The sequence below is a fragment of the Alkalicaulis satelles genome (assembly GCF_008630495.1).
Taxonomy (GTDB): Bacteria; Pseudomonadota; Alphaproteobacteria; order Caulobacterales; family Maricaulaceae; genus Oceanicaulis; species Oceanicaulis satelles.
Window position 1 is genome coordinate 147741 of sequence record NZ_VWOJ01000003.1, and the last position, 18740, is coordinate 166480.

Annotated in this window: 15 protein-coding genes; 10 read left to right on the forward strand and 5 right to left on the reverse strand. The window is 65.3% G+C overall.

Annotation, left to right across the window (positions count from 1 at the left end):
• The first annotated feature begins 292 nt into the window (after positions 1 to 292).
• The 4 genes from F1654_RS10670 (at position 293) to F1654_RS10685 (ending at position 7923) form a co-directional block, all read left to right on the forward strand.
• Complete coding sequence (locus F1654_RS10670) at positions 293 to 3193, forward strand: TonB-dependent receptor (RefSeq protein ID WP_233205250.1); 2901 nt, start codon at positions 293 to 295, stop codon at positions 3191 to 3193.
• An 821-nt stretch (positions 3194 to 4014) separates the two neighbouring features.
• Positions 4015 to 5205, forward strand: a complete 1191-nt coding sequence (locus F1654_RS10675; protein ID WP_150023536.1) for an ABC transporter permease — start codon at positions 4015 to 4017, stop codon at positions 5203 to 5205.
• Positions 5195 to 6688 carry a TolC family protein gene (locus F1654_RS10680; RefSeq protein ID WP_150023537.1) on the forward strand — a complete coding sequence of 498 codons (1494 nt, stop codon included), beginning with the start codon at positions 5195 to 5197 and terminating at the stop codon, positions 6686 to 6688. The genes F1654_RS10675 and F1654_RS10680 overlap by 11 nt, the downstream gene beginning before the upstream one ends.
• A complete protein-coding gene (locus F1654_RS10685; protein WP_150023538.1) occupies positions 6664 to 7923 on the forward strand; it encodes an efflux RND transporter periplasmic adaptor subunit in 1260 nt (419 codons plus the stop codon). The genes F1654_RS10680 and F1654_RS10685 overlap by 25 nt, the downstream gene beginning before the upstream one ends.
• Before the next feature lie 311 nt (positions 7924 to 8234).
• Here the strand turns inward: F1654_RS10685 and F1654_RS10690 are convergent, their stop codons facing one another.
• Positions 8235 to 9008 (reverse strand): SDR family NAD(P)-dependent oxidoreductase, encoded by a 774-nt coding sequence (locus tag F1654_RS10690; protein WP_150023539.1) that lies wholly within the window; start codon positions 9006 to 9008, stop codon positions 8235 to 8237.
• A gap of 159 nt (positions 9009 to 9167) precedes the next feature.
• On the opposite strand from F1654_RS10690, the gene F1654_RS10695 reads away from it, so the two are divergent.
• A complete protein-coding gene (locus F1654_RS10695) occupies positions 9168 to 10040 on the forward strand; it encodes an isoaspartyl peptidase/L-asparaginase family protein (RefSeq protein ID WP_150023540.1) in 873 nt (290 codons plus the stop codon).
• Position 10041: 1 nt separating this feature from the next.
• Here the strand turns inward: F1654_RS10695 and F1654_RS10700 are convergent, their stop codons facing one another.
• Entirely contained in the window at positions 10042 to 10941 is a 900-nt protein-coding gene (locus tag F1654_RS10700) for an ATP-grasp domain-containing protein (protein ID WP_150023541.1), read from the reverse strand.
• Between the two features lie 128 nt (positions 10942 to 11069).
• On the opposite strand from F1654_RS10700, the gene F1654_RS10705 reads away from it, so the two are divergent.
• Entirely contained in the window at positions 11070 to 12074 is a 1005-nt protein-coding gene (locus F1654_RS10705) for an adenosine kinase (RefSeq protein WP_150023542.1), read from the forward strand.
• Positions 12075 to 12078: 4 nt separating this feature from the next.
• On the opposite strand, the gene F1654_RS10710 is transcribed toward F1654_RS10705, so the two are convergent.
• Positions 12079 to 13392, reverse strand: coding sequence for an MFS transporter (locus tag F1654_RS10710; RefSeq protein ID WP_199200547.1), 1314 nt, complete (start codon positions 13390 to 13392; stop codon positions 12079 to 12081).
• 51 nt (positions 13393 to 13443) lie between these two features.
• Positions 13444 to 13641, reverse strand: coding sequence for a LapA family protein (locus F1654_RS10715; RefSeq protein WP_150023544.1), 198 nt, complete (start codon positions 13639 to 13641; stop codon positions 13444 to 13446).
• Positions 13642 to 13967: 326 nt separating this feature from the next.
• On the opposite strand from F1654_RS10715, the gene F1654_RS10720 reads away from it, so the two are divergent.
• The 4 genes from F1654_RS10720 (at position 13968) to F1654_RS10735 (ending at position 18161) form a co-directional block, all read left to right on the forward strand.
• Positions 13968 to 16061 carry a putative bifunctional diguanylate cyclase/phosphodiesterase gene (locus F1654_RS10720; protein WP_199200549.1) on the forward strand — a complete coding sequence of 698 codons (2094 nt, stop codon included), beginning with the start codon at positions 13968 to 13970 and terminating at the stop codon, positions 16059 to 16061.
• 335 nt (positions 16062 to 16396) lie between these two features.
• Positions 16397 to 17011, forward strand: a complete 615-nt coding sequence (locus tag F1654_RS10725) for a hypothetical protein (protein ID WP_150023545.1) — start codon at positions 16397 to 16399, stop codon at positions 17009 to 17011.
• Positions 17012 to 17032: 21 nt separating this feature from the next.
• Complete coding sequence (locus F1654_RS10730) at positions 17033 to 17842, forward strand: exodeoxyribonuclease III (RefSeq protein ID WP_150023546.1); 810 nt, start codon at positions 17033 to 17035, stop codon at positions 17840 to 17842.
• A gap of 115 nt (positions 17843 to 17957) precedes the next feature.
• Positions 17958 to 18161 carry a hypothetical protein gene (locus F1654_RS10735; RefSeq protein ID WP_150023547.1) on the forward strand — a complete coding sequence of 68 codons (204 nt, stop codon included), beginning with the start codon at positions 17958 to 17960 and terminating at the stop codon, positions 18159 to 18161.
• Positions 18162 to 18167: 6 nt separating this feature from the next.
• Here the strand turns inward: F1654_RS10735 and F1654_RS10740 are convergent, their stop codons facing one another.
• On the reverse strand, positions 18168 to 18725 hold the full coding sequence (locus tag F1654_RS10740) for a GNAT family N-acetyltransferase (RefSeq protein ID WP_150023548.1): 558 nt from the start codon (positions 18723 to 18725) through the stop codon (positions 18168 to 18170).
• Positions 18726 to 18740 lie beyond the last annotated feature (15 nt).

Sequence of the window (18740 nt, forward strand, 5' to 3'; positions counted from 1 at the left end):
CCCGCTAAGCCGTTAACAGGAGCGCGCCGCAATCAACATGCGCGTCAATAGATATTGACATGCGGCTAAATAAGAAGATCATGGGGTCAACTGCCGATGGAGCCGCACCCTCAGCAGATGTGAAAAAGCGGCGCTCAACAATCACAAGGCTGCCACCAACGGACGGCCGGCAAATCGGGGAGGTATTTCAATGGCTTTTTCAGCCTGTGTTCGCGCGCGCCTGGCGTCCAGCGCTTCGGCGGTTGTTTTGCTTGCAGCGGCTTCGCCCGCCTTGGCGCATGATAATTCGGAGATGGTGAACGTCTCCCAGCCCGCCGCTCAGGAGGGCGAGCGCGTGCGTGATGTGATCATCATCACCGCCCAGCGCCGCGAGCAGGAAATTCAGGACATTCCCATCGCGGTGACGGCGCTCAGCGCCGACGATCTGAGGGGCATGCGGATCGAAGGCGGCTCGGAACTGCTGCGCGCGGTGCCGAATGTGTCGTTCTCGAAAGCCAATTTCTCCATGTATAATTTCTCGATCCGCGGGATCGGGACCAAGGCGATCTCCGCCAGTTCCGATCCGGCGGTGGCGATCAGCTTCAACAACACGCCCCTGATCCGCAACCGCCTGTTCGAGCAGGAATATCTCGACGTGAACCGGGTCGAGGTGCTGCGCGGGCCGCAAGGCACGCTCTATGGCCGCAACGCCACCGGCGGCGTGGTGAATATGTTCCCCATGCTGCCCACGAACGAGTTCGAGGGTGAGATCGGCGCCGAGGTGGGCAATTATAACACCCGCCGCTTGACGGGCATGATCAACGTGCCAATCACCGACACTTTCGCGGTGCGGGCCGCCGCCGCCTCCACCCAGCGCGACGGGTTCGACTACAACAGTTTCAACGACACCTGGGTGAACGACCGCGATCTGTGGAGCGCGCGGCTCTCCGCCCAATGGGAGCCGACCGACCGGTTCAGCGCCAACATCATCTGGGAGCATTTCCAGGAGGATGACCGCCGCGCCCGCACGGGCAAGCAGTTGTGCACCCGCGACCCGGGGCCCGATATGGTGGGAAGCACGGCGGTCACCGATACTTTCATACGCAATCGCATGAGCCAGGGCTGTCTGCCCGGTTCGCTTTATGATGATGCCGCTTATGGCGTGCCGAACGCCGCCTCTTTCCCGCATGTACTGATAGCAGGCGCGTTCGCCAGCATCGGCAGGGGGGCGGACGGTATGAATACTTATTTGGTTGATCTAGGGGTCGATCCCTATGAAGGACTGGAGCAATCGCGCAATCTGAGGGAGATCGCGACCAGTTATGATCCGCTGTTCAGGGCCGAGAACGATATCGTCCAACTTAACATGGAATTCGCCCTGACCGACCGGCTGCGGCTGTATTCGCAGACCGCTTACGCCAAGGATGATTATTATTCGACGCAGGATTACAACCGCTTCGTCAGCAATCCGATCTTCAACGACACCAATGTTCTGGACACGCCCGAATCCCGGATACCGGGCGGCGTTTACACCGATCCCCAGCTCGGCCCGTCCGACCGGATGGTGTCGGCCGATCTGAGCCAGTCCGACAACCGTCAATGGTATCAGGAAATCCGTCTGCAATCGGAATTTGACAACGGGTTCAATTTCAGCCTCGGCGTCAACTGGCTGGATTTCGAATCCGAAGACAATTATTATGTGTTTAATAATGTATTCAGCGCTGTTGCGGAATATTATTACAATACCAGCACAGGAACGGGCATCCACCCGCCTGGCGCCGTTGGAGGAACGGTCACCTGCGGCGATCCGGTATTGCCGCCTCACAAGGAATGCGTCTGGGTTGACCCTTCCCCGCTCAGCGAGCTTGTTGGCGACGGGCATAATTATTTCCGCAGCCGCAATGTGGTCCAGATCCGTTCCCAGGCGGTGTTCGGCGAAGGCTATTGGGATCTGTCCCCCGATCTGCGCCTGACTGCGGGCCTGCGCTATACCCGCGACCGCAAGATCACCACCCCCTATCCCAGCCAGCTTCTGCTGGGCGCGCAGATGGACGGTCAGCCCGGCCCGTCTTCGGGCGGCTTTGTCAGCCGGGGCTATCCCGCCCTGCCGGACATCCGGCAGAGCTGGGGGGCGCTTACCGGCCGGCTGGTGCTGGACTGGACGCCCGATCTGGGCTTCACCAACGACACGCTGATCTACGCTTCCTTCGCGCGCGGCTATAAGGGCGGAGGCACGAACCCGCCCCGGGTCGATCTCAATCCGGGCGTCATCGAATACCTGCCCCTGGCCGAGGATTTCGAGCCCGAATACGTCAATGCTTTCGAGATCGGGACCAAGAACATCCTGATGGATGGCCGGCTCAGCCTGAACGCCACCGGTTTCTTCTATGACTATACCGATTATCAGGTCTCGCAGATCGTGGACCGGATATCGCTCAATGAGAATTTCGACGCGCGCATGTGGGGGGTGGAGCTGGAAGCCCTGTTCCGGCCCAACCGCAATCTCCAGCTTCACGCCAATATCGGCTATCTGAACACCCGCATCGCCAATGGCGAAGGCTCCATTGATGTCATGGACCGCACCCAGGGTGACCCCGAGTGGACCGTGCTGCGTCCCTGGGCCCAGGTGCCATCCAATTGCATCGCTCCGACCCAGCATGTGGAAACCATTCTGAATTCCAGCATGACCGATACTTTTAAGTGGTTCGGGCTTCAGGCGCTCTGCGCGGGGTCGTCGCGCTTCGGCTCGTTCAACCCCGATTTCGACACCACGATTCCGATGTGGAATTTCTTCGGCTTCACTTGGGATCCGTTGACGGAAGCACCGAATGACGGGCGCGGCATCATGGCCGATCTCAGCGGCAATTCCCTGCCCAATGCGCCGGAATGGACGGTCAGCGTGGGCGGCGCCTACACCTTCTTCATGGAGGACTGGGAGCTGACCCTGCGCGGGGACTATTACTGGCAGGATGCCAGCTATGCCCGCGTCTACAATACCGATTTCGACCGCCTGCGATCGTGGGACAACGCCAACGTCTCCGTGACCCTGGCCCGTCCCCGCGACGGCCTGTCCTTCGACGTCTATGTCAAGAACGTGTTCGACTCCACGCCGATCACCGACTTCTTCGTCAATAGCGACGATACCGGTCTGACCACCAATGTCTTCACCCTCGATCCCCGCCTGATCGCCCTGCGGGTGACCAAGCAGTTCTGAGGATCATCGAGAACCCCACCCCGCAATGCCATCTCGGGGTGGGGTCCATTAGACAGATATAACGGCTTGGCAAAGCCGGTGGGGTCCCTTTAACCAATTGAAATTAAAAAGAAAAATTCTTGACTCCTGCTTGCTGACGTATATGTTCAGAGCGCCTCAATCAGAGGCTGTATAATAACAAACATGGAGGAGATCATGCTTAAGACATTGACTTTGGCCTCGATCAGCGCTGCGGCGATGATGGCTTTGAGCTCACCGGCCTTGGCCCAGGAGTGGGATCAGGCGCCTTACGCTGGCTCTGTATCGGGCACTCTCACCCTGTCGCAAAGCATCATACTCAACTGTGATGTATCGGGAAATGTTGCCATTAGCAGCGCCACTGGTCCGGCCACGATCAACAATCCTGCTTTTAGCCCAGGTGGCTGGCAGTGCGGTTTCTTGGTCAATCCCATACAGCCATGGCAAGTTGATCTAGTTCCGGGACGGACAGATGTTGTGGATGTGACTGCTGGCGCAACATCGATACTTGGAAGCTGTGGAGGAACGGCTCGGGTTGCTTGGGATAACGCGACCAGTTCCATCACCTTCAACAATACGGCTTTCCCGCCCACTTCAGGATCAGGCGGGACGTGCACGGTCAATGGCACTCTGACTGTGAGTCCCCCACTTGGGATTGATCCTTAGGGCTGCATTCGGACGGTGAAACCGCCGTCCTCCCCTTCACCTTCGGCTGGGCGCCCTCCGGGCGTCCAGCCTTCTGGCGTTCCGGCGCACTGCGCCTGCGATGGGCGTCCCATGAACATCAAAGCCGAGCCTGGATCATGACCGCCGCTTTCGGCCCGCCCGCTTCCGCGATCGGTGAGGAGGCCATCATCAGCCTGCGCAATCAGGGCGCGCGGTCTCTCCTGGCGCTTCTGGGGATCGTGATCGGGGCGGCGTCCGTCGTGGCGCTTCTGAACATGGGGCATATGTCCCGGCTTGAAGCGCTCAACCGGTTCGAGCGCATGGGTGTGGACTCGCTGCAGGTCAACACCACGCCCACCGGCCCGGCGCCGGCCGGGCTCGACCGCGCCCTTGCCGAGACGCTGCACGAGCGGGACGCGCAGATTGTTCGTGTTGCGCCGCTCGCCGTGGGCCGGGGGCAAGTCCATTCCGGCGCCGGGAGCGCTGATGCGATGATCGCGGCGGTCACGCCCGAACTGCACGACCTGGCCGGGCTGGCGCTGGCGTCGGGCCGGGCGCTCACGGCGCTGGACGCCTGCAGCCAGGTGGCTGTGATCGGCGCCGGTCTGGTTGAGGCCCTGTCGACGTCAGGCGCGCCCGTGGCGCCGGGCCAGCTGCTTCACACAGGCGGATACGGTTTCACCGTCATCGGCGTGCTCGAGCCTATCGCGATGGAAGCGCTCAGTCCGGTGGACTATGACCGCGCCATCCTCATCCCCCTTGAGTGCGCGCAGAGGGTTCTGCCAGGTCCCGATCCGACAGCGGCCCTGATCCGTCTCACCCCCGGCGCCGACGGGGAGGCGGCGGGCGAGCGGGTCGCCGCCGCGCTGGCCAATTCACGCACGGCCGTCCAGACTCGCAGCGCGCGCACGCTGATCGACGCGCTGAACACGTATGAAGCGGTGCATTCGCGGCTGCTGGTGTCGATCGGCGCCATATCGCTTCTGGTGGGCGGCATCGGGGTCATGAATGTGATGCTGATGAGCGTGATGGAGCGCCGGAGGGAGATCGGCGTGCGCATGGCGGTGGGCGCGCGGCGGCGCGACATCCAGCTCATGTTCCTCCTGGAAAGCGCGGCTCTGGCCCTGTGCGGCGGCGTGCTGGGCGCGCTTTGCGGGATAGCTGTGTCGGCGGTTATCGCCGCCCTGTCGGGATGGGGCTTCTCCGTCGCCTGGTGGACGCTGCCGCTGGGCCCCGGTCTCGCGGCGATTGTGGGGGTGGCGTTCGGCCTCTACCCGGCGATGGCGGCGTCTCGCCTCGACCCTATCGAGGCCCTGCATGCGTCATAGCGCCCTGCATCATACGGTCATCACCGCCACCACACTGGTGCTGGGGTGCGGAGCGAGCGGCGCCATCGCCCAGCCGGACGTCCCCGCCAGCCCCATCGCGAACGTCCCCTCCCCGCAGGGCGTCGTCATTCCGCAAGGCGAGCCGCTCGCCCTGAGGCTGGACGAGGCGGTCGCCCTTATGCTGCGGCATAACCGGACGGTCCGGTCGGCCTATCTCCAGCGCGTGGCCGAACGCTTCGACCTGCGCGCCTCGGAGCGGGCCTTCATCCCCCAGGCCCTGATCGGCACGCAGATCGTCACGCGGCGCGACGCCGAGGGCGGCGCTTCGACGGATGCGGTTGTCTCTACCGGCGTGTCGTGGCGCACGCCCGTGGGAACCTCCGTAAGCTTCGTCTGGGATCAGCGCCAGTCTCTCCATGAAGGGCCAGACACAGGGTGGGGCGCGGCCACGCTGAGCGTCAGCCAGCCTTTGAGGCGCGGAGCGGGCACAGACGTGAACATGGCGCCGCTGCGCATCGCGCGCCTGCAGGAACGCATCAACCAGCTGCAGCTGCAGGCGACGGTCTCGAATGAGATCGCAGCCGTGATTCTGGCCTATCGCGCGCTGGTCCAGGCGCAGGAGCAGACACGGCTGGCCGAGCTTTCGCTCGAACGCAGCCAGGCGATACTGGCGACCAATGAGGCGCTGATCGAGGCGGGCCGTATGGCCGCCGCCGACATCGTACAGACCGAGTCGGCCGTGGCCGGGCAGGAACTGGCCGTGCTTCAGGCCCGCCAGCAGCAGACCTCCGCCCAGCTCGCCCTGCTTCAGCGTCTGGCCATCGATCCGGGCGTCAATGTGATCGCGATCGACACGATCGAAGCCGAACGGGTGCCGATCGATTTCGACCGCGCCCTGGACTACGCGCTGTCGGCCCGCGTGGACGTGCTGGCCCAGCGTCAGGCGCTGGAGCAGATGCGCCATTCGCTCATCATGGCGCGCAATGACCGACTGCTGGACGTCTCTGTGACGGCCTCGGTCACGCGTTTCGGCGACGGGGACCGTTTCCCCGCGCCGCTCGCCGGGCGCACGGATTACGCGGCGGGGCTGCGCGTGGAAATTCCCATCGGCGACATCAGCCGGCGCCAGAACGAAATACGGGCGGAGATGAATGTGCGTACAGCCGAACTGCGCCAGGAAGATCTGGTGCAGGGGGTGCATACCCAGGTGCGCGACGCGATCCAGAATGTCGAGGCGAGCTGGCGGCAGGTCGAGGCCGCCCAGCGGCGCCAGACGCTGGCTGAGCGCGCTCTGGACATCCAGCTCGAAAGGCTCCGCTTCGGACGGGGGTCGAATTTCGAGACGCTGTCGCTTCAGGCGGACCTGCGGGCGGCGGACACCCAGGCGCTCACGGCCAAGATCGCCTATCTGAACGCATTGACTGCACTGGATCAGCAGATCGGGAGCACGCTTGAGACATGGCAAGTCTCACTGAACGATTGAGGGTCCGGCCCGGCCGCCTCGTGATCGCCGCCGCCATGGGCATGCTGGCGGTGACGGGCCTGGTCTGGCTCGCGACCTTCGGGGACGGGGGTGACCAGGCGGCCAACGCGCGCAGCATAGAGGTCCGGCCCGCGCCCTTCACACTATACGCGCATTTCACCGGTCACATCATTCCTGGCGATCAGGCCGAGATCGCGGCGCCCTTCGACGGAACGGTGAGGCAGGTGCATTTCTCCTTCGGCGATCAGGTGGCCCGGGACGATCTGCTGATCACTTTCGACCCGGCTGATGTCGCCCGGGCGCGTGCAGAGGCGGAAGCCGCATGGCTGCGAGCCGAAGACGCGATGGACCGTATAGAATCCTGGAGCGAGGGTGCGGAGATGCGCCGGGCCCGGCGTGCGCTGGAGAGCGCTGACACCGATCTGCGCGATGCCGAACGGCGTCTGGAGGAGACCGCCGCCCTGTTCGAGCGCGGCCTGGTTTCCCGCAACGAACTCGAAGGCCTGGTCCAGCAGGAGCGGTCGCGCCGCCGCGCTTTTGTGCAAGCGCAGGAGGAACTCGCCGAGACGCGGCGGCGGGGGGAAGGGACCGAGCGGCGCATCGCCTATCTGGAGCGGGAAATGGCGCGGGCGCAGATGCAAACCGTCGATGACGGCGCGGTCACGGAGATCCGCGCACCGTCCTATGGCGTAATCGTGCGGCCCAGCACCGGGCGCGAGGCCGATGAAACAGGGACTGTCAGCTTACGGGTTTCGCGTGGCCAGGTATTGGCGGTCATCGCCAGCCCGGACGGTCTGGCCGTGCAGTTTCATCTTGATGAAGGCGATCTGGGCATTGTCAGCCCGGGCCAGCCGGTGAGCGTCAGCGGGCCCGGCTTTGACGGCGCCCAGCTCAGCGGCCGCATTTCAGGCGTGTCGGGGCAGGCCGAGAGAGGCGGGCGGGACGCCATGGCGCGCTTCGCCGCGCACATCCGGCTTGATCCGCTGGAACCGGACGCCGCCGAGCGCGTGCGGATCGGCATGACCGCGCACATCAGGGTCATTACCTATCACAGTGAAGCCGCTCTGGTGATCCCGCCGGAAGCCGTCCAGGGCGGCAGCGGCGGCGCCTGGGTCATGGTCAGGGACGATGCGCACAACGCCGCCGAGCGGCGGGATATTCAAATCGGGCGGGTCGGGCCCGCCGGCGTTGAAGTCCTGGCGGGGCTTGAGCCAGGCCATGTCGTTATCTGGTGAAGCGTGATTGGCTTGGGTCTTGCGCTCTGATCGTCCAGCAGCGGTCAGGATCACTCGCGGGGCATGAAAGCCATCGCCATCGGCTGCGCCGCGCAGCCGCCCGCAAATGGTTTCCGACGTGCCTGCGCGCTGGCGATAAGCGGCCCGCCTCAGCCCCCCTGGCCCGCGGCGCCGGCTTCACCGTACGCCCGGCTTGCACATAAGGTGACCGGCCCGGCAACAGAGGCGGCAAAGCAGCTTATGGAGGGGGAGCATGTGATCATGTGCAAGGCTTTGAAGCCTTGCCTCCCCCTCCACCTGATGCCGCGCGCCTATTTCGGGGGCATGCGCGCGCCGGCGTCCAGGCGCACGCATTCGGCGTTGATATAGTCGTTCTTCACCATGAAGGCGGCCAGATCGGCGTATTCGGCCGGCGTGCCGAAGCGCTGGGGGAACTGAAGATGGCTGGCCAGGTTCTGCTTCACTTCAGGCGGCATCTGCTCGTAGATCGGGGTTTCGAAGAAGCCCGGCAGGATGGTGTTCACGCGGATGCCCTCGCGCGCCAGATCCCGGGCCATGGGCAGGGTCATGCCGTAAATTCCGCCCTTGGAGGCCGAATAGGCCACCTGGCCGATCTGCCCGTCCTGGGCGGCCACCGACGCGGTGTGGATGATCACGCCGCGCCCCGAGGCGTCCGGATCCAGCGTCAGCATGCCCGCCGCCGAGATCGCCGCGCAATTGAACGAGCCGACGAGATTGATGCTGACCACCAGGGCGAACTTGTCGAGCTGGTGCATGACGATATCGCCCGCCGAGGAGCGGCGCGCAGTCTTCTCCGCCCAGCCAATGCCAGCGCAATTGACCATCACGCGCTCCTGGCCGTGGGCGGCGCGGGCGGTCTCGAAACCGGCCTTCACGCTCTCCACATCGGCGACATTGACCTTGGCGAACACCCCGCCGATCTCGGCGGCGACGGCCTGGCCGCGCGCCTCGTTGAGATCGAAAATGGCGACCTTGGCGCCCTCGGCGGCCAGACGCCGGGCCGTGCCCTCGCCCAGACCTGACGCGCCGCCGGTGACCACCGCTGCAATGCCCTTGATGTCCATGAAACGCTCCCCTTGGAGTTTGGTAAGTGATGACAGCGCGCTAAACGGCGCGTTGGCCACGGGACATAGCGCGCCTTTGCCAACGATGGAAGGCGCGGCTATGACGCGCCTGCGCGCTCTGCTAGACCACGCGGCCAGGCTTAGGGAGACCGCCGCGCCATGACCCGTTCCAACCCCCTCACCGCCCTCGTCCTGCATGGCGGGGCGGGCGTGCTCGCCGAGCGCTCCTATGACGCTGAGATCGCCCATTTGCACAGCCTGGCCGAGGAAGGCCGCGCAGCGCTGGATAGCGGCGCGCCCGCGCTCGACGTGGTGTGCGACATGGTGCGCGCGCTGGAACTGTCCGGGCTTTATGTGGCCGGCAAGGGCGCCTCGCCCAACCGGGCCGGGCGCTATGAGCTGGACGCCGCTGTAATGGACGGGCGCGCGCGCCGGGCCGGCGCGGTGTCGGCGCTGGAAGGCTTCCTGTCGCCGGTGGATGCCGCGCGCGCGGTGATGGAGCATACGCCCCATGTTCTGCTGGCGGGCGAAGGCGCGGCCCATTTTGCGCGCGAGCGGGGTCTGGCGCCTGTGCGTGATCCGGACGGATATTACATCCCCGCCGCCGCACCCGACACCCGCGCCATTCCCACCGGCACGGTGGGGGCGGTGGCGCTGGACGCCTCCGGCGCGCTGGCCGCGGCTACTTCCACAGGCGGCACGCTCAACAAGGTGTGGGGCCGGGTCGGCGACACGCCCATCATCGGCTCTGGCACCTGGGCCGATGAGCGCGCGGCGGTGTCCTGCACCGGCCAGGGCGAGTTCTTCATGCGCGCCAACGCCGCCGCCGATGTCTCGGCGCGGGTGCGTTATGCCGGATCAGACTTGGACGCAGCCGTGAAAGGCGCGCTGGACGATGTGGCGCATCTGGGCGGCGAAGGCGGCATCATCGCGGTGGACGCCTCGGGCGCGGTGTCGGCGCGCTACAACTCGCCGGGTATGAAGCACGCCATCGCCTATCCCGACGGGCGCATCACGGCGGGCGTTACATAGCTCAGCCCAGCTTGCCCTTCAGCGCGGCGGCGAAGGCTGCGCCCAGCTCCGGACCCTGTTCGGGATAGAGATAGGGCTCGATCACTTCCAGCTCCATCAGGGCCAGCTGGCCGTCGAGGCCGCGCACCATATCCACACGCGCATAGAGCAGATCGGCCTCGCCGGTGATCTGTCCGGCCGCGTCCAGCACCTGGCGCGCCAGCGCCAGCTCGTCATCTGAGGGCGTCCACACCGCTTCGCGCCCGCCGAACAGGGACTGGACGCGGTAATCGCCATCCTTGGGCCGCTTGACGAGAGCATGGGAGAACCGGCCGCCGAAGAACAGGAGAGAATACTCCCCCTCCTCCGGCACGCTTGGCAGGAAGGGCTGGATCAGGCAGGCGCCCGGGGGCAGTGCGTCAGGGGCCGGCAGCGCCTCGCCGCGCCGGATCAGGGCCTGGCGCCAGGCGCCGCCCCCCACCAGCGGCTTGACCACCAGCCGGTCGGTCTCGAACAAGGCGAACCCGTCCGCGATGGCTGCCGCATCGGCGCGCGCGCGCCACAGCGTGGGGATGGACGGCGCCCCCGCTTCGGCCATGGCGCGCAAATAAGTCTTTTCGATATTCCAGCGCACGACCGATGGCGGGTTCCAAACCGGCGCGCGGGCGGCCAGCGCATCGAGCTTTTGCAGAAACGCGGCGAGCTTGGGCGGATAGTCCCACACCGTCCCCACCATGAAGCCGTCAAAGCCGGATGCGTCGAAATCCTCGTCCCACACGCGCGCTTCCAGGGTAATGCCGGCATCCGCGCAGCCCGCCTTCAGGGCGCCGAATTCCAGATCGAACTCGAACCAGTCGGCCCGGGCGCCGGGCCGGTCCTTCATCATATCTGCGGAGGTGAGAAAACAGATGCGCGCGCTCATGGACCCGCGCTTAGCGCGCGCACGCGCCAGACGCCAGCGCCCGGGGCGCCTTGAGCGCGCGCGCGGTCCGGGCTATGGCGGGGGCCCTCCTCCAAACTCTGTCCCTGTTCCGCACGAAAGGCCGCTCCATGTCTGCAACCCGCTTTGATGTTCTGGGCGTCGGCAACGCCATTGTCGACGTGCTCGCCCGGGTAGACGAAGCCTTTGTGCAGACCCATGGCCTGGTAAAAGACGCCATGCTGCTTATCGACGAGGAGCGCGCCGACGCGCTCTATGCGGCCTTCCCCCCGGGCGAGGAAATCTCCGGCGGGTCAGCGGCCAATACGCTGGCGGGCGTGGCGAGCTTCGGCGCGCGCGGCGCCTATATCGGCAAGGTAGCGGACGATCAGCTGGGCGGAACGTTTGCGCGCGATCTGCGCGCTGCGGGGGTGCATTTCGACACCGCGCCCTTGTCAGGCGGGCCGTCGACAGCCCGCTGCCTGATCGCGGTGCCGCCCGATGCGCGCCGGGCGATGAACACCTATCTGGGCGCCTCCACCCTCCTGGACCCCGAAGATATACACCGCGAGCTCGTGTCTTCGGCCACGATCGTGTTCCTGGAGGGCTATCTGTTTGACCGCGAGGAGGCCAAGGCGGCCTATGTGCGCGCCTCCGAATTCGCCCACGCCGCAGACCGGGCGGTGGCCCTGACCCTGTCGGACGTGTTCTGCGTGGAGCGCCACCGGGCGAGCTTCCGCCAGCTGGTGGCTCACCACGTGGACGTATTGTTCGCCAACGAGGCCGAGCTCAAATCCCTCTATGAGACCGACAGCTTCGATGAGGCGCTGGCCGCTGTGCGGGCCGAAACCCGCATCGCCGCCGTCACCCGCTCGGAAAAGGGCGCTGTGGTCGTCTCCGGCGCGGACGAAGCCCATGTGCCCGCGGTGAAAATCGAGCGCCTGGTGGACACCACCGGGGCCGGCGACCAGTTCGCCGCAGGCTTCCTGACCGGGTTTGCGCTGGGGCGCGACCTGGAGACTTGCGGACGCCTGGGCGTTATCGCGGCCGGCGAGGTGATCACCCATATTGGCGCGCGCCCCCACGCCTCGCTCAAGGATCTGGCGGTCCGGGCCGGACTGTCGCTCGAGCGCTAGGCGCTCAATTGCGTTCGTCCTTGCCTGGAGCACCATCCTCCTCTTCGGGGTAGTATTCATCCTCGGCCATGGCCAGAGCTTCCTGGGAAGTGGCGTAGATCGGCACGAAATGGCATTGCTCTTCCGGCGCCAGCGCCTTGCCCTTGCGCAGGCGGTAGATGCAGTAAGCGCCCATCGCCGCCAGAGCCGCGGCCATGCCGCCAAATAGCGCGTAACCGCCCAGAACGCCCATCAGCACGCCGGCTGCGAACGGACCAATCGCTGCGCCGATGGCGAAAAACTGCAACAGGCCGCGCGTGGCCTCCAGCACCTGATCAGGGCGCAACATGTCATGGGTGCGCGCCACGGTGAGGCCGTAAATCGGAAACACCAGCGCGCCAAAGAGAAATGCGGCGCCAATCAAGGCATTGAACGAGATGGCCGCCGTCACCGACACCAGGGCGGCAGCCACGGACGCAAGAATCGTCACGCCGGCTATGACCTTGCGCCGGTCACGGGAATCCGAGAAGCGTCCTACAGGAAACTGCGAGATCATGCCGCCAACGATGGCGACAAACATGAAAACCGCCACCTGATTGCGGTCATATCCCAGATCGGTGATGAACACCGGCGCCATGCCCCAGAAGGCGCCGCCGACAATACCGCTGACCAGACAGCCTATGACCCCGACCGGAGACGCCTTGAGCAAGGCTTTCAGGCCAAGTCCGCCGGCCGGTTGCGGTGCGGGCGCGCTCACGCGCACCACGGTTGTGGGCACAAGGGACAGGACAAACAAAACAGCGGCCACGCTGAACAGCACGAAGGTGGCCGGATCCCCGGCCATGAGCAGAAGCTGACCGGCCGCCACAGCGGAGAGATTGACCACCATATAGACAGAGAAAACGCGGCCGCGCGCGTCAGCGGGCGCCTGGGCGTTGAGCCAGCTTTCAATCACCAAGGCCAATCCGACAACGGCGATGCCCGATATCAGCCGGAACACCACCCATGGCCACACCTCAACCCAAATGGCGTGGGCCAGCGCCATGGCCGTGAAAACTGCAGCGAACGCGGCGAAGGCGCGGATGTGACCGACCTGCTGGATGATGTGAACACACACATAGGCGCCAATGATGAAGCCCACGAAATAGGACGACATGATCAGGCCGATCCAGGCTGGAGCGAAGTCCTCCAGGCTGGCGCGCACGCCCAGAAGCGTGCCGAACAGGCCCGTTCCCATATACAGCAAGGCTGTGGTGAGCAGCAGAACGATGAGCGTGATGCGCGGCGTAACCAGCGTCTCGATGGTGTGGCCGGAGGCGGCCGGATTGTCCGTTGTCATGGAACCAGGATGCATTTGGGAGGATTACGGTTTTTCAGACGGCCGTCAGGATCAACGCGGCTTGAACACGCGATACACCATCGGGCCAAACAGCGCGCCCAGAACAAATGGGACCCCTATGATCAAAATACGGTTGGTTTCAAATGACCAAAACAAAAATTTCACCTCTACGAGCGCCATATTTTGCACAGCAAAAATTATAACCACTCCCAAAAGAATAATGGCGATGACCTTAAGCGCTATATTCACTTTAAACTCCGCTATCTTGCCTCGGCGCCGATCGGAACAACCAGCCAATAATCGGTAATTATACTGTTTGATACATGGAAATCAAATCTGATCATTTGCGACACTGGCACGCCGGGGCAGCGCACCGACAGAGCGCTCCGGAGCGGACAGGCCATACCCCTTGCTCTGACAGGCTTCTTCACGGGCCTGCCGCGCCGTTTCAAACCCTGGTCGCGGCGGCTCAATGAACGGTTTCAGCCGCTTAACCCAATATTCAGCACGCCCGGCCATCATGGCGCTCAATCAAGGCGTCCGTTGCGGGCGTCAGGCTGGATGCCGGGGGCTCCATGGCGCCGATCAGACATGCCATTGCACGCGTGATGCGTTCGCTGGTGATCAAGTTCACGCTGCTTAGCGGCCTCATCCTGATCCTGGCGACCACTGCGCTGATGAGCGTGGAGTACTATCTCAAACGCGCCGAGAATACCGAAACGGGTCTGGCTCACGCCCAGATCATCACCGAGCTGTTCGCCACTACGCTGGCCCCGGCCATCGCGGCCGGCGATACGGCCTTCCTGGAACAACGCCTGAGCCATTTCGCAGACCGCCCCGACGTGGACGGGCTTTACGCCGTCAATGTCAGCCGCACCGTGATCGCCGCCGAAGGCGATGTACCGGTGACCCCGGGCATGCGCGCCGCTGACGCCCTGCTGCAATCGGCGCTGGGCGCGGTGGACACACGGATCGAGACCGTGGGCGATGATATCCATGTGGCCGCCGTCGCTGTTCATGACGGACGGGTGGTGGGCGCGGTAATGACTGCGGTTCCGATCCATGCCGTGGCGCGCCCGGCGGGCGAGATTCTGCGCCGCCAGCTGGCGCTGGCGCTGGGCGCACTGCTGGTCTTCCTGCCCCTGGTGGCCTTTGTGGTGCAGCGCGCGCTGAGCCCCATGCGCAAGCTGATCGAGGCGGCGCGCGCGGCGTCATCGCGCAATCTGGACATCCGCATCGATATCCGCACCGGCGACGAGCTGGAGCTGCTGGCTAATGCCTTCAACCGCATGTTCGCGCGCCTGGAGGCGAGCGTGAAGCGGGTTCATCGCCTGGCCTATGTGGACATGATCACCGAGCTGCCCAATCGCGAACGCTTCCGCAAGGAAGTCGAGCGCGTCACCCGCGAGGCGGCCGACACGGACCGCGAGGGTGCGGTGCTGTTTCTCGATCTCGACCGGTTCAAGCGGGTCAATGATTCGCTGGGCATTGGCGAGGGCGACCGGCTGTTGGACGCGGTAGCCCGGCGTCTGCGCGAAGCGGCGCGCGGCTGGGATCTGGCCCATGGCGAGACCGGAGCCGAGCCCTCCATGGTGGCGCGCCTGGGCGGAGACGAGTTCACCGTGCTGATGCCGCATGTGCGCGATGTGGCGGACGCAGCGCGCCTGGCCCGGAGGATCATCGACTCGGTGCGCCGTCCATTCGAGATTTCCGGCCACCAGGTCTTCCTGGGCGTGTCAGCAGGCATCGCCGTGTTCCCGCGCGACGGGGACGATCCCGAAACCCTGCTGCGCCACGCCGATCTCGCCATGGCGGCAGCCAAGCGCAATGGCGGCAATGCGTTCGAGTATTTCGAAGCCTCCATGAACCGCAGCGCCTTCGAGCGTCTGGTGCTGGAGAACGAGCTGCGCGAAGCGGTGCGTGATGACCAGCTGGTGGTGTTCTACCAGCCCAAAATCAGCTTCGCCGATGGCGGCATCTCCGGCGCAGAGGCGCTGGTGCGATGGCGCCACCCGACTGCGGGCATGCTCTCGCCGGGCGCCTTCATCCAGGCGGCGGAGGAGTGCGGGCTGATCGGGGAGATCGGGAACTGGGTGTTGCGCCGCGCCTGCCGCGACGCCGAAGCCATGCGCCAGACCGGCATCGCCATGCCGGTGGCGGTCAATGTCTCGGCCATGCAGTTCGAAAGCGAAGACTTCGCGCACCGGGTCATCGAGGCCCTTGATGAGTCCGGCCTCCCTCCGCACATGCTGGAGCTGGAGCTGACCGAATCCACCGCCATGCGCGACCCCGAGCGCGTGATCGCCCAGATCGCGCCGCTGCGCGAGATGGGCGTCACCTTCGCGATTGACGATTTCGGCACCGGCCATTCGAGCCTGTCCTATCTCACGCGCATGCCCTTCGACGTGTTCAAGATCGACCAGAGCTTTGTGCGCAACATGATGGATGACGAACACGCGCGCATCGTGGTCGACACCATCCTGGCCATGGCCCGTTCGCTGAAGCTGAAGACCGTGGCCGAAGGCGTGGAGACGCCCGAGCAATACGCCGCGTTGCGCGAGCTCGGCGCGACGCTGGCGCAGGGCTATCTGTTCGCCCGGCCCATGCCCCTGGACGAGTATGAGCGCTTCGCCGCGCCCGGCGGATTTTCCGCCAGCGCCGTCAGCTGAAAGCCGGCCGCAAGGATTTGAAGCATGTGGTATTTTAGCCACTCACAAATCCTTTCTCGAATTTAATTGAACAAACCAGGCCAGTTGTGGCATAAATGCACTTGCGGCTTTCACAAGCCGCGCCCTGGTGAATGCCGTCCCCCCGCGAGCACGCCAGGACAAGCCGGACCCCTCCCGGCATTCAGACGCGCCCTTACCCCGGGGCGCGCCCAAGCAGCGCCCGGCGGCCCCCCACCGCCGGGCGCGCCATTTTCAGATCCCCTGTATGCGTTCCGGTTTTTCACGCCCTGATATCAGCACTTGGGGCGCGGGCGGGGCGGGGCTAGAAACGCTCCATGACCGGATTTGACCCTGACCGCAGCGGCGAAGACGAGATCGCGCGCCTGCTGGATGAAATCCCGCTCCTGTTCAAGGCGCGCGCCTTTGCCGAATCCCTGAACGATCCGGCCTTCTTCTCGCGCCTGGGCGAGCGTCTGGACGTGCGTGAACAGGCGCTGGCGCGCGCCTATCTCGACGGGCTGGGCTTTCCCGAAGGCGAGCCGGCCCTGCTGGGCTCCTGGGAGGACGCGGTGGGGGTGGCTGAAACCCTCGACCAGAACCCGGCGGCCTGGGAGGCCGAGGAAATGTTGCGCGCCGCCCTCACCGCCCGGGTGCTGGAGCGCCTGGACGAAGAAGCGCTGAACGCGGCCTACGCCCTGGTCCAGTCGCGCATCGGAGAGCACGCCCGCGACGCTGCCGAGGCCAGCGCGGCCATGGACGACATGTATGACGAGGACGTGGTCAACGCCGCCGCGGGCGGGCTGGTCCAGGCCGCCCATGGCGCAGTGCTGGTGCTGCTGGCCGAGGCTGAGGACGAAGACCCGCCTCATCCCTTCCTGGCGCGCTGGCGCCTGTTCGTGCGCGGACGCTGGCCGGTGGCCGTATCGGGCGCCAGCTATAACATCCTGTAACCCCGGCTGGAGCCCGACCTTATGCGCCCCCTCACCCTTGCCAGCTGGAATGTCAATTCAGTGCGATTGCGCGCGCCCCAGATCGCCCGCTTCGCGGACATGGCCCGGCCCGATGTGATCTGCCTGCAGGAGATCAAGTGCCTCGAGGACCAGTTCCCTCACAAGATCTTCGCCGATATGGGCTATCCCCACGCCGCTGTCACCGGCCAGAAGGGCATGCACGGCGTGGCCGTGGTCTCACGCCTGCCCATCGAGGCGCTGGACCCTCACCCGCTCTGTCCCAAGGACGAGGCGCGCCAGCAGCGCGTGAAGATCGAAGGCGTCGAGATCCTCAATCTCTACATCCCCGCCGGCGGCGACGAACCGGATCCGGACACCAATCCGCGCTTCCGCCACAAGCTCGATTTCCTGGGCGTGCTCGAAACCTACCTGGCCGGGCGCAAGGACGAGCCGGGCGCGCGGGTGCTTACCGGCGATCTCAATATCGCGCCGCTCGAGCATGATGTCTGGTCGCACAAGCAGCTGCTCAAGGTCATCTCTCATACGCCCGTGGAAACCGAGGCGCTGGAACGCCTGCGCAAGGCGGGCGGCTGGACCGATGCGGCCCGCGCCCTGATCCCGGAGCCGGAAAAGCTGTTCACCTGGTGGAGCTACCGCAATCGCGACTGGCGAAAGTCCAACCGGGGCCGGCGCCTCGATCACATCTGGGTCAATGGCGATCTGGAAGCTGCGGCGCTGTCAGGCGGGCGCGCGGGCTTCAAGGTCTGGGAAGACTGCCGCGACTGGCCCCAGCCCTCCGATCACGCCCCGGTGACGCTGGAATTGCGCTAGCCAAGCGCCCGCCGCCATACGGTTCCGGGATGACCCCGCGCACGCGAAGTGGTAGACTCTGCTCCTGACAGGCGGGTCCAGAGCGCCGCCAGACATCCTGAGTCAGGGAGATTTCATGAACCTGCGTCAGATCGTCCAGTCTCTTCTGGGACTGGTAATCTTCGCCCTGAGCGTGATCGCCGCTGGGGCGCTCACCACCCAGCATCTGGCGCGCGAGACCGCCAAAAGCATCTGCGCGCAAAATGGGGTTCACACGGTGGACACCTCGCCTCTCGGGCTGACGATAGAATGCCGTTCGCCAGAGGACGCAGGGCGCTGAAGCCCTTCAGGGCGCGCTGCGCTGATAATGCACCACCACGCCTTCGGGTTCGGCGGTCTCGCCAGTTTCGGAAAAGCCGGTTTTCTCCAGTACGCGGCGCGCGCCGATCAGGTGAGCCAGCGTGCGTGCGCGCACGGATTTGACCCGGGGATCGCTGAACGCCCAAGCCAGCAGCCCCTCCACCGCCTCGGTGGCCAGGCCCTGCTCGCGGAAGCTGGGCAGCATGGCGTAGCCCACCTCGATCACCCCGTCTGCGCCCGGCGGGCCGTAGAAACCGCCCGTGCCCACAGCCCGGTCCGGACCGCCTTGCATGAGCATGAGGAAAGCCCAGGCGCGCCAACCGGTTTCCTCCGGCGTCGCCATCAGGGCGTCGAGCGTGCGGCGCATGGACGGCAGATCGATCAGCTCGGGCGGCCAGGCCGGCTCGCGCCGGGCGGCCAGCGCGGCGAAGAAGGCTTCGCGGTCCTCCAGCTGCAGGCGCGCCAGTTCGGCGTCCAGCGCCACAAGGCGCAAACGCGCCGTGCGCTGCTCGATGCGCCGTGCAGATTCAGCCGGTCCGGTCATGGCCCGATATTACCC